Genomic DNA, 12,339 nt, shown 5'->3' on the forward strand with positions numbered 1-12,339 from the left:
GCTGGGAGCGCGCACTGGTCGTGGTGAGGCGCGGGGAGAGCGCACTGATCGTTGCGAAACGGAGCTACCGCCCCGTAAACTGAGATCAGTCGACTTGTGAATCGTTTCATTTCAGGAACGGCCGGTCGTTACTTCTGCCCATCAGCGTCGATAGGTTGTTCATGCTCCGTGCCCGCGCCCGGTCCATCTTCTCCTCGGCGGTCGCCGCCGCTCTGATCGTCGGGCTGCTGGGCACCGGCTCACCCGCGGCGGCCGCCACCGCGCCGGTCGAGATCGGCGAACTGCGCGTCAACGCGGGTGCAGAGCGTCTCGGCATCCCCGTCGAGGCGCCGACCTTCGGCTGGCAGCTCGCCTCGGAGGCGCGCGACGTCGTGCAGCAGGCGTATCGCATCCGGGTGGCCGAACACGGCTCGAGCCTCGCCGACGACGCCGTCTGGGCCTCGGGCTGGATCGACTCGTCGAACTCGGTTCAGGTTCCGTACGACGGCCCGGCGCTCGAGCCGACGACGCGCTACGAGTGGCAGGTGCAGATCCGCGACGGGGCCGGCGCCGAGAGCGAGTGGAGCACGCCCGACTGGTTCGAGACGGCGCTCGCGGCCGATCACGAGTGGGAGGGCGCGGCGTGGATCGGCGCGCCCGAGCCCGAACCGTGGACCGACGCGGTCGTCGAGGTCGAGGCGACCATGGCGCCGGGCACCGCCTTCGGCGTGTTCTTCCGCACCATCGGCGGCAACGGCTACATGTGGCAGTTGAACGACGAACTGCCCGACACACCCCGCCTTCGTCCGCACGTGCGGACGAATGGCGCCTACCAGGCGCTGCCCGACGTGCCGATCGGCTCGCTCGTCGGCGCCGGCGTCTTCGACTCGCGCGTCGCCCTGCGCATCGAGGCCGCAGGCACGAGCCTGCGGACGTTCGTCAACGACGTGCTCGTCGACGAGCGCACGGACGCCGCGTTCGGCGAGGGGCGGATCGGGTTCCGCACGTCGGGCGCCGAAGCCGCGACCATTCACGCGGTTCGGGTGACCGACGGCGACGAAGACCTGCTTTCGGTCGACCTGGCGACCGAGGCGAGCCCGTTCTCCGGCGGCACGCCGTTGCGCGGAGAGGGGCTGCGCGTCTCCGGCACGCAAGACGTCTTCCTCGCCGATCCGACCGCCTCGCCCGCACTGCGCACCGAGTTCGACGTCGACCGGCCGCTGGCCTCCGCGCGGCTGTACGCGACCGCGCGCGGCGTCTACGAGTTCAGCGTCAACGGCGAACGCGTCGGCGACTTCGAGCTCGCTCCTGGATGGACCGACTACAACATCCGGCACAGCTACCAGAGCTACGACCTGACCGAGCAGCTGCACCAGGGCGCGAACGCGGTCGGCGTGCTCGCGGGCCCCGGCTGGTACTCGGGCGCCCTCGCCTGGTTCGGCCCGGAGCAGTACGGCGCCCGGCCGAGCGTGCTCGGCACCATTCGCCTCGAGTACGCCGACGGTGAGGTCGAATGGATCTCGACCGACGACACGTGGGTGAGCGGTGTCAGCCCCATCCGCTCCTCCGATCTGCTCCACGGCGAGCAGTACGACGCCCGCCTGGAACAGGCCGGCTGGGATCGGCCCGGCTTCGACGACACCGCGTGGGCCCCCGCCGCAGCGGACGAGGACACCACCGGCATCGTGCTCGAACCGCAGCCCGACCCGCCGGTCCGCGTCGTCGAGGAGCTCACCGCCCGAAGCATGAGCGAGCCGCAGCCCGGGGTCTACGTCTACGACCTCGGCCAGAACATGGTCGGCCGGGCGCGCATCGAGGTGCCCGCGCTCGCCGGCGAGACCGTGCAGATCCGGCACGCGGAGGTCACCCACCCCGACGGCCGGATCGCACCGGAGAACCTGCGCAGCGCCCGTGCGACCGACACCGTGACCGTCGCCGAGGACGGCGTGCTCGTCTACGAGCCGCGCTTCACGTTCCACGGCTTCCGCTACGTCGAGCTCTCGGGCCTGTCGACGCCGCCCGGCCTCGACACGGTCGTCGGCCGGGTCATCCACACCGACGGTGCGCTCACCAGCCGGCTCACGACCTCCGACCCGATGGTCAACCAGCTGCAGAGCAACATCACCTGGGGTCAGCGCGGCAACTTCCTGTCGATTCCGACGGACACGCCGGCGCGCGACGAGCGACTGGGCTGGACGGGTGACATCAACGTGTTCGCCTCGACCGCGACGTTCAACATGGACACGCAGTCGTTCTTCACGAAGTGGATGACGGACATGCGGGACGCGCAGCTCCCGAACGGGGCGTACCCCGAGGTCGCACCGCAGTTCTGCAAGGACCCGGCCGTGCACCCATCCTGTGGCGGCGGGTCGACCGGCTGGGCCGACGCGGGCGTCACCGTGCCGTGGACCGTCTGGCGAAGCTACGGCGACACCCGGGTCATCGACGAGAACTGGGAGTCCATGACGGAGTACCTGGACTTCATGGACGACATCGCGCCCTCGGGCATCCGGCCCGACGCCGGATCATGGGGCGACTGGCTCAGCCACAACGACCCCACGCCGGGCAATGTGATCGGCACCATCTTCTACGCACGCAGTGCCGACCTCATGGCCGAGATGGCCGAGGCGACCGGCCGCTCGGCCGAGGCCGCGTCGTACCGCGACCTCTTCGAGCGCATCGCCGACGCGTTCGCCGACGAGTTCATCGCCGCCGACGGCACCATCACCGGGAACAGCCAGACGGCGTACGTGACGAGCGTCGCATTCGGGCTCGTGCCCGACGCCCTGCTCGAGGCCGTCGGCGACAAGCTCTACGCGGCCGTCGAGCGCCGGGGCTTCCACCTCTCCACGGGCTTCCTCGGCACGCCCTACCTTCTGCCCGCCCTCACCGAGACCGGCAACGTGGACATCGCGTACCGGCTGCTGCTGAACCGCACGTACCCGTCCTGGGGCTTCCAGATCGACCGCGGCGCGACCACGATGTGGGAGCGCTGGGACTCCATCCGCGAGGACGGCAGCTTCGGCGACCTCGGCATGAACTCCTTCAATCACTTCGCGTATGGCGCGGTGGGTGACTGGATGTACAAGACCATCGGCGGCATCGAGGCGCTCGAACCCGGCTACGCGTCGACCCTCATCGCGCCGCAGCCCGGCGGCGGCCTGACCTTCGCCGACGTCGAGTACGACTCCATCCGCGGCACGATCGGCTCCTCGTGGCGGCAGGGCGCGGCGGGCTTCGAGCTCGACGTCGACGTGCCCGCGAACACGACCGCGGTCGTCTCGCTTCCGGCCTCGTCGGCCGGTGCCGTGCTCGAATCGGGCATCCCGGCGGGCGACGCCGAGGGCGTGCACGACGTCTCGCGCAGCGGCGACCGTGTGCTCGTCGAGGTCGGCTCGGGATCGTACTCCTTCCTCGTCGACGCCACCCTCGCCGGATTCGACGAGGTCATCGCCGCGGCCGAGGCGCTCGGCGACGACGTCGAGACGGCGGTCGACGCCGGCGACCTCGGCGAGGACGACGCGGCGGCGGCCCGGGCGGGCCTCGCGGCGCTCATCGACGCGGTCGAGGCGGCCCGCGCGGCGTACACCGGGACCGGTGCGATCGAGTCCGCCCGAGACATCCACACCGCGCTCGCCGACGCGCACGAGGTCTCGAGGTCCGTCGCTGACGCGCGCGACCTGGCCGCCGCCGCCGACGCCCTCGTCGGCTCGCTCTCCGAGCTCTCCGCGGCGCTGCTGGGCGTGGACGCCGCGATCGCGGCGTCGGAGGAGCCGGTGCTGCCCGGCACGCGCACGACCCTGACCGGTCAGGTGACCGCCGGGTCGGCGGCGATCGACGACGTGCGCTTCGCCGCGGAGCCGCGCCGCGGCTGGACGACCGAGCCGGCCGAGGCCGTGCTCGGAGACCTGGCCGAGGGGGCGGCCGGGTCGGCGACCATCGACGCCACCGTCGGGATGCGCGAGGCCCCTGGGCCCGTCGGCATCGCCGGTACCGTCTCGTACGGCTTCGAGGGTTCCCGGGCCGTGCTGCCGCGCACGGCGACGCTCGAGATCGGTGCTGCGCTCCGCATCGTGGAGGTTGCGCTCGAGCCGGCCACCGTCCGTGCCGGCGACGCCCTGACCGTGCAGCTCACCGTCGCGAACGACAATGCGTTCGAGGTCGTCGCGGCGCCGCGCGCGATGCTCGCCGACGGCGTGCCGAGGCACGGGCCGGAGGGCGCCTTCGCGCCCGGTGAGACGACGACGCTCTCGTTCGAGGTCGACGTGCCGCTGAACGCGACCGCGGGCACCGCCGAGCTCAGCGCGGCGCTCGTGAGCGGCGACGTCGTGTACGCCGAGGACTCGGTGTCGTACACCGTGGAGCTGCCCGACCTGGGCGTCGTCGACTTCGACCATGTCGACCTCGGCGACGCGACCTCGGAGGCCGCGCACGGCCTCACGGCCTCGGCGCAGTCCGGCACGGCCCCGAACGAGGCCGGGCTCACACGGCGGTACACGACGCGCACCGACCCGCAGGGCTTCTTCGAGGTGACGATGGCCGTCCAAGAGGGCGAGCCGTTCGCGCTCAACGTGCTCGAGACGTTCGACGGCAACCGACTCAAGGACTACCGCATCCTCGTCGACGGCGTGCTCGTGCACGAGCACCTGCACCAGCGCGTGGGGGGTGCGGGATCGGCCGCGTACACGATCGTCGTCGACGACCCGGCGGTCATCACAGACAACGGCGGCGACGTGCGTGTGCGGTTCGAGAACAACGCGAAGGCGGCGAACTACGACCCGTCGATCGCGGACCTCTGGACGCAGTCGATGCATGACCACGTCGACCTCGGCGACTCCGGCTCGGAGACCGTGCACGGGCTCACCGCGACGTCTCGCTCCGGCACCAACGTCGAAGCCGGCGCCACGCGCCGCTACGCGAACCGCGAAGACCCGGAGGGCGCGTTCGAGTTCGACCTCGCCGTCATCCCCGGGCAGTCGTTCGTGGTGCGCGCGGTGGAGACGTACGGCACGTCGCAGATCAAGGAGTACGACGTCTTCGTGGACGACGTGCTCGTCCACGAGCGGCTGTACCAGCACACCGGCGGCAACGCGCTCATCGAGTACCAGTTCGTCGTCGGCGCCGAGCACGCGGCCGCGGACGGCCGGGTGCGGATCCGCTTCCAGAACAACGAGTTCGGGCGCAACTACGACGCGTCGCTCGCCGACGTCTGGGCGCTGCCCATCGAGGCGGATGCCGCGGCGCCACGCGTGACGACGCAGACGATCTCCGACCAGCCGCGCCGCAACGGGTGGTACCGGTCCGAGGTGGCCGTGCGGGTCGACGGCAGCGACGATCGGGGCAGGCCGGTCGCGCTCGAGGTGAACGACGGCTCGGGCTGGGCGCCGTACACGGCGCCGGTCCCGGTGGCCGGGGACGGCACGCACACGATCACCGCGCGCGGCACCGACGAGGCGGCCAACCGCTCGGCCGAGGTCGCGGCCGAGGTCAGGATCGACGGGACCGCGCCCGTCGCGACGCACGCCGTGATCGGCGCCGAGGCGAACGGCTGGCTCGCGCCGGGCGCGCAGCTCACGTTCGCCGCCGAGGACGCGCTGAGCGGGGTCGACGCCATCGAGTTCCGCTTCGGCGGCGGCGAGTGGACCTCGTACCGCACGCCGATCGTGCTGCCGAACGGGGTCAGCAGCGCCGAGTACCGCGCACGCGACCTCGCCGGCAACACGAGCGAGCCGGTCGCGGTCCAGCTCCGCGTCGATGCGGATGCTCCGGTGGTGGCCGTCACGAGGTCGACGCCGCCCGCCGCGAGCGGCTGGCACCTCGACCACCCCGCGCTCGCCATCGAGGCCGGAGACGACGCCAGCGGGGTCGCCTCGGTGCGCTATGCGATCGGCGCGGGGCAGTGGCAGGACTACGCAGGTCCCTTCGAGGTCGGCGACGGCGTCACCGAGGTGCGTGTGCGGGTCACGGATGGCTCGGGCAACACCACGACCGTCACCGAGACCGTCCGGGTCGACACCATCGCACCCGAGGCGCTCGCGCAGATCGACGGACGCCGGGTGCTCACGGTGAGCGGGGCCGACGAGCACTCCGGGGTCGCGCTGCTCGAGTTCAGCCTCGACGGCGGCGAGACCTGGTCGGCCTACGAGGCACCCGTTCAACTCGGACTCGCGTCGGCGGTCATCGCCGCGAGGGCGACCGACCATGCCGGTCACGTCGGCACGTCGGGCGAGCACCGCATCGCCGGCGGCTCGCTCTCGGCCGACTGGGTCGTGCAGGGCGGCACCCTGACGGTGCGCGGCGAAGGGTTCGAACCGGGGGAGCAGGTGCGGGTGGAGCTGCACTCGGCACCGGTCCTGCTCGACCGGGTCGTGGCCCGCGGCGACGGGACGTTCGAGACCACGGTCACGATCCCGGCCGGCACGAGCGTCGGCGCGCACGAGATCGTGCTCGTCGGTGAGGCATCCGCCCGTGACGTACGGTTCGCGCTCGAGGTGGCGGCCGCCGGCTCGATCCCGCCGATCGCGCAGACCGGTCTCGCGATCGGGATGCCGGTGCTGCTCGCGATGCTCGCACTCGGCCTCGGCGCCGTGTTCGTCACGCGGCGGCGCCGGACCGCGACCGAACCGGAGGTGTGAGCGACCGTGATGACCGGGTCGTCCACGCGGGTAAGCTCGTAGCACCGCTGCGGCCCGGTCTCGACCGGTCGCGCGTTGCGGACGCGACGATGAGGGAGCACGGGGATCACGCGGGGATGACGCAGTCGACGGCAATCCGAGAGACCAGCGCGGCGCGCCCGGCTCCGGGGATGATGACCCAGTTCCTCCGGCTGAAGCTGCGCCTGCTGGCGAACATCTTCAAACGCAGCCCGTGGCAGGTCGTCGGCATCATCATCGGGCTGATCTACGGACTCGGGCTCGCGGGGCTGCTCTTCTTCACCCTGGTGATGCTGCGATTCGTCGGCGACGTCGAGATCATCGGTGCGGCGGTCATCGTCGGCGGATCCGCCACGGTCGTCGGCTTCATCGTGTTCCCGCTGGTGTTCGGCGTCGACGACACCATGGATCCGCGACGCTTCGCGCTCTTCGGCATCTCCGATCGCTCCCTCGCCTTCGGACTCGGCCTCGCGGCGCTCATCGGGGTGCCGGCGCTCGTCCTCGGCGTCGTGCTGCTCGGCACGATCGTCACCTGGTCGCGCGGGGTCGGCGAGACGGTGCTCGCGGTCCTCGGCGCCGCGCTCGCGTTCGCGACCTGCCTCCTGCTCGCGCGCGTCGCGACCGCCGTCGCCTCGCTGCTGCTCGCCACCCGCCGGTCGCGTGAGTTCTCTGGTGTGCTGGGCCTCCTGCTCATCGTCGCGCTGTCGCCCGTCGTCGTCGTGCTGGTCTCGATCGACTGGGCGTCCTCGGGCCTCGCCGTGCTCGAAGGCCTCGCGGGCATTCTGAGCTGGACGCCGCTGGGCGCCGCGTTCGCGGTGCCCGCCGATGCCGCGGCGGGTGCATGGGGCGCGGCCCTGCTGAAGCTCCTCATCGCCGTCGCGACGCTCGGCCTCATCTGGCTCGCGTGGGAGCGCCTCGTGGCCACCATGCTCGTCACCCCGGGCCGTGAGGGCTCGGCGAAGAGCTATCGCGGCCTCGGCTGGTTCGACCGGTTGCCGCACACCCCCGCGGGCGCGATCGCCGCCCGCAGCCTCACCTACTGGTTCCGCGACGCCCGGTACTGGGTCTCGTTCATCATGATTCCGGTGGTCCCGGTGCTGGTGATGGTGCCGCTCGCGATCGCCGGCGTGCCCGCGACCTATCTGCCGCTCATCCCGGTCCCGCTGATGGCCCTCTTCCTCGGTTGGAGCCTGCACAACGACACCGCGTACGACTCGACGGCGATCTGGTTGCACGTCGTGTCGGGGGTGCGCGGCGCCGCCGACCGGTTCGGGCGGCTGGTGCCGGTGCTCGTCGCCGGGGTGCTCGTCATCGGACTCGGCAGTGCGATCACCGCGCTCGTGCTCGACGACTGGCGCATGGTGCCCTCCGTGATCGGCGTGAGCACCGCGCTGCTGCTGGCCGGCCTGGGCGTCGGCGCGGTCAGTTCCGCCCGGTTCCCGTACCCGGCGGTGAAACCCGGTGACAGCCCGTTCCAGCAGCCGCAGGCGACGGGCACGATCTCGGCGCTGGTGCAGTCGATCACGATGCTCGGGTCGATCTTCGTGGCCGCGCCCGCGATCGTCTTCGCGGCGCTCGGGCTCTTCGTGAACCCCGAATGGCATCTGCTCTCGCTCGTGTCCGGCGTGGTGCTCGGTGTCGCCGCGCTCGTCTGGGGTGTCTGGCTCGGCGGACGCGTCTTCGAGCGGCGCGGACCCGAGATCCTGCAGGCTGCGGTCCGCGCGTAGAATCGAGGGCATGTCGTTGTCCCCGCGAGCCAGCATCGCCGATCCCGACCAGCCGGGCGGCGGCACGAGCGTCCTCGATCGCGAGCTCGAGCAGCTCCTCGAAGAGGAGCACATCGAACCGGGCGATCACGAGCGCTTCTCGCACTACGTCAAGAAAGAGAAGATCCTCGAGTCCGCGCTCAGCGGCAAGCCGGTGAAGGCGCTGTGCGGCAAGAAGTGGACGCCGGGCAGAGACCCCGAGAAGTTCCCGGTGTGCCCGACGTGCAAAGAGATCTACGAGCGGATGAAGCGCGAATAGCGCCGACCGGTCCGGGAGTCCCGGCCCGCCCGCGGCCTACCGGTAGACGGTCGGGATCGCTGGCTCGCCGCGTCCGAGGCGGAAGGCCTCGATCGGCAGTTCCTGCATGACCTCGGCACGGTGCTCGCGCGCCGCGCGCGTACCGGCCGCGCCCGTGTAGGTGGCGTCGATCACGCCGCCCGACACGAACTCGACCATGAGCGGCCGGAGCCGCTCGTCGGCATCGAACTCGGCCTCGCCGTCGGGGCCGTCTCCGACGAACACGAGTTCCTCGCGCGCGGTGCGCGTCGCGTCGAGCCGGCGAGCCGCGTTCTTCCGGCCGCCGACCGAGACCTTGTGCGCCGACGCCTTCGCGACCGGCACCCAGGTGCCGGCGTCGTCGCGCCGGGCGACGAGCTTGAAGACCATGCCGGCCGCCGGCGCTCCCGAACCGGTCACGACGGACGTGCCCACGCCGTACGCATCGACCGGCGCGCCCGACAGCCCGGCGATCGTGAACTCGTCGAGATCGCTCGTCACGGTGATCCGCGTGTCGACGGCGCCGAGCCGGTCCAGCTGATCGCGCACGGCCGCGACGACCGTGGGCAGGTCGCCCGAGTCGATGCGCACCGCACCGAGCTCGCGGCCCGCGACGCGGACCGCGGTCTCGACGCCCTGCTCGATGTCATACGTGTCGATGAGGAGCGTCGTCTTCGGCCCCATCGCCGAGACCTGAGCCCGGAACGCCGCTTCTTCGCTGTCGTGCAGCAGCGTGAACGCGTGGGCGGCGGTACCCATCGTCGGGATGCCCCAGGCGCGACCCGCCTCGAGGTTGCTCGTCGCGTCGAAGCCCGCGATGTACGCGGCGCGGGCCGCCGCGACCGCCGACCCCTCGTTCGTGCGCCGTGAGCCCATCTCGGCGATCGGGCGGCCGAGCGCGACGGACACCATGCGCGCGGCGGCGCTCGCGACCGAGGAGTCGAAGTTCAGGCACGAGAGCACGAGCGTCTCGAGCATGACCGTCTCGGCGAACGTGCCCTGGATGGTCAGCAGCGGGGAGCCCGGGAAGTACGCCTCACCCTCGCGGTACCCCCAGATGTCGCCCGAGAACCGGTAGTCGGCGAGCCAGTCGAGCGTCGCGGGGCGCACGACCTCGTGCTCGCGCAGCCACTCGAGTTCGGCGTCGGTGAAGCGGAACCGTTCAATGAGCTCGAGCAGCCGCCCGGTGCCCGCGACGATGCCGTATCGCCGGCCCTCCGGCAGCCGCCTCGCGAACGCCTCGAAGAGGCTCTCGCGATGGCCGGTGCCGTCGAGCAGTGCGGCGTCGACCATGGTGAGCTCGTATCGGTCGGTGAAGAGTGCAGCTGAGCCGGTCACGGGGTAGAGCCTAGCCATGACGCCCGAGGCGAGGCATCCGGCCCTCCGACCCGGCATCCGCGTCTAAGCTTGTCGATCGTGACGGACGCACCGATCGGCATCTTCGACTCCGGCGTCGGCGGGCTCACCGTCGCGCGGGCCGTCAAAGACCAGCTGCCGAACGAGTCGATCCTCTACATCGGCGATCTCGAGCACTCGCCCTATGGGCCGAAGAAGATCGCCGACGTCCGCGGCTACGCCCTCGCCGTGCTCGACGACCTCGTCGCGCAGGGCGTGAAGATGCTCGTCATCGCCTGCAACACGGCCAGCGCGGCCATGCTGCGCGACGCACGCGAGCGCTACGACGTGCCCGTCGTCGAGGTGATCCAGCCCGCGGTGCGCCGCGCGGTCGCCGCGACCAAGACCGGGCGCGTCGGCGTCATCGGCACGCGAGGCACCATCCAGTCGCGCGCCTACGACGACGCGTTCGCCGCGGCGCCGCACCTCCGGCTGTCGTCGCAGGCCTGCCCGAGATTCGTCGAGTTCGTCGAAGCGGGCGTCACCACCGGCGACGAGCTGCTCTCGGTCGCCGAGGTGTACCTCGAACCGCTGCGGCGGGCCGAGATCGACACGCTCGTGCTCGGCTGCACCCACTACCCGTTCCTCAAGGGCGCGATCTCGTACGTCATGGGCGACGACGTCACCCTCGTCTCGAGCGACGTCGAGACCGCGAACGACGTCTACCGCGTGCTCGTCTCGCGCGGCATGGAACGGCGTTCACCGCTGCCGCCCACCTACCGGTACGAGGCGACAGGGGAATCGACGAGCGCATTCCTCGACCTCGCCCACCGCCTCATCGGCCCCGAGATACCGAGCGTCGAGCTCGTGCAGACCGGCGCCATCCAGATTCCCCGCACCACCGCCCGACAGGAGTGACATGACCGACGCCACGACCCTCCGCGCCGACGGGCGTACGCCCGACCAGCTGCGCGAGGTCACGATCGAACGAGGCTGGAGCGCGCACGCCGAGGGCAGCGCGCTCATCTCGTTCGGCCGGACGAAAGTGCTCTGCACCGCGAGCTTCACCAATGGCGTCCCGCGCTGGATGAACGGCAAGGGCAAGGGCTGGGTCACGGCCGAGTACTCGATGCTGCCCCGCTCCACGAACACCCGCAACGACCGCGAGTCGGTCAAGGGCCGCATCGGCGGCCGCACGCACGAGATCAGCCGGCTCATCGGGCGGAGCCTCCGCGCGGTCGTCGACATGAAGGCGCTCGGCGAGAACACCATCCAGATCGACTGCGACGTGCTGCAGGCCGACGGCGGCACGCGCACTGCGGCGATCACCGGCGCCTTCGTCGCGCTCAGCGACGCCATCGAGTGGGCGCGCGGCCAGAAGTTCATCGCGCAGCGCGCGACCCCCCTCATCGACACCGTCTCCGCGGTCTCGGTCGGCATCATCGACGGGGTGCCGATGCTCGATCTCGCCTACGTCGAGGATGTGCGGGCCGAGACCGACATGAACGTCGTCGCGACCGGCCGTGGCCTGTTCGTGGAGGTCCAGGGCACCGCCGAGGGGGCGCCGTTCGACCGTCGCGAGCTCGACTCCCTCCTCGACCTGGCGCTCGCGGGCACCACCGAGCTGACGGCGCTGCAGCAGGCCGCGCTCGCATCGGTCGCGCCGGACGCGGAGACCCTGAGCCGATGACGCTCGAGGTCGTACTCGCGAGCCACAACGCGCACAAGGTCGCCGAGTTCCAGCGGATCATCGGCGAACGCCTGCCCGACGTGCACGTGCTCGCGTACGACGGGCCGTCGCCCGTCGAAGACGGCACGAGCTTCGCCGAGAACGCGCTCATCAAGGCCCGTGCGGCGGCCGCGCACACCGGCCGCGTGGCGCTCGCCGACGATTCGGGCATCTGCGTCGACGTCATGGGCGGCGCGCCCGGCATCTTCTCGGCCCGCTGGGCCGGCAGCAGCGCCGGCGACGAGGCGAACCGCCGGCTGCTGCTCGACCAGCTCGCCGACGTCCGCCGTCCCGACCGGGGCGCCTCGTTCCACTGCACCATCGCGCTCGTCGTGCCCGAAGCGCTGACCGCGGGCGGCGACGAGTTCGTCGCCGAGGGCCGCTGGCCGGGCTCACTGTCCTACGAGCCGCGAGGCTCGCACGGGTTCGGCTACGACCCGATCTTCGAGCCCGAGGGGCGCGAGGTGACGGCCGCCGAGCTCCTGCCCGACGTCAAGAACGCGGAGAGTCACCGGGCGCGGGCGTTCACGGCGCTCATGCCCGAACTTGCGCGCGTGGCATCCGCCCTCGCCTGACGGCCTCCGCCTGGCCGCCCCGCCT

7 protein-coding genes are annotated in these 12,339 nt (G+C 71.6%); 6 read left to right on the forward strand and 1 reads right to left on the reverse strand.

Annotated features, from left to right (window positions below; all coding sequences use genetic code 11):
• The first annotated feature begins 161 nt into the window (after window positions 1–161).
• From QU602_RS06245 to QU602_RS06255, 3 genes are all read left to right on the forward strand, one after another.
• Entirely contained in the window at window positions 162–6,614 is a 6,453-nt protein-coding gene (locus tag QU602_RS06245; protein WP_308799376.1) for a family 78 glycoside hydrolase catalytic domain, read from the forward strand.
• Between the two features lie 170 nt (window positions 6,615–6,784).
• Window positions 6,785–8,359 (forward strand): hypothetical protein, encoded by a 1,575-nt coding sequence (locus QU602_RS06250; RefSeq protein ID WP_308799377.1) that lies wholly within the window; start codon window positions 6,785–6,787, stop codon window positions 8,357–8,359.
• 10 nt (window positions 8,360–8,369) lie between these two features.
• Window positions 8,370–8,657: a DUF3039 domain-containing protein gene (locus tag QU602_RS06255; protein ID WP_308799378.1), complete on the forward strand. Its 288-nt coding sequence runs from the start codon at window positions 8,370–8,372 to the stop codon at window positions 8,655–8,657.
• A 36-nt stretch (window positions 8,658–8,693) separates the two neighbouring features.
• Here QU602_RS06255 and QU602_RS06260 read toward each other — a convergent pair whose 3' ends face one another.
• Window positions 8,694–10,013: a nicotinate phosphoribosyltransferase gene (locus QU602_RS06260; RefSeq protein ID WP_308799379.1), complete on the reverse strand. Its 1,320-nt coding sequence runs from the start codon at window positions 10,011–10,013 to the stop codon at window positions 8,694–8,696.
• A 78-nt stretch (window positions 10,014–10,091) separates the two neighbouring features.
• On the opposite strand from QU602_RS06260, the gene murI reads away from it, so the two are divergent.
• The 3 genes from murI to rdgB are packed head-to-tail and all read left to right on the forward strand — an operon-like array spanning window position 10,092 to window position 12,314.
• Window positions 10,092–10,928, forward strand: a complete 837-nt coding sequence (murI, locus tag QU602_RS06265; RefSeq protein WP_308799381.1) for a glutamate racemase — start codon at window positions 10,092–10,094, stop codon at window positions 10,926–10,928.
• Between the two features lies 1 nt (window position 10,929).
• Window positions 10,930–11,700, forward strand: coding sequence for a ribonuclease PH (gene rph, locus QU602_RS06270; protein WP_308799382.1), 771 nt, complete (start codon window positions 10,930–10,932; stop codon window positions 11,698–11,700).
• Window positions 11,697–12,314, forward strand: a complete 618-nt coding sequence (rdgB, locus tag QU602_RS06275) for an RdgB/HAM1 family non-canonical purine NTP pyrophosphatase (RefSeq protein ID WP_308799383.1) — start codon at window positions 11,697–11,699, stop codon at window positions 12,312–12,314. Before rph ends, rdgB begins: the two co-directional genes overlap by 4 nt.
• Window positions 12,315–12,339: the final 25 nt, after the last annotated feature.

Source organism: Agromyces protaetiae (genome assembly GCF_030866785.1).
Taxonomy (GTDB): domain Bacteria; phylum Actinomycetota; class Actinomycetes; order Actinomycetales; family Microbacteriaceae; genus Agromyces; species Agromyces silvae.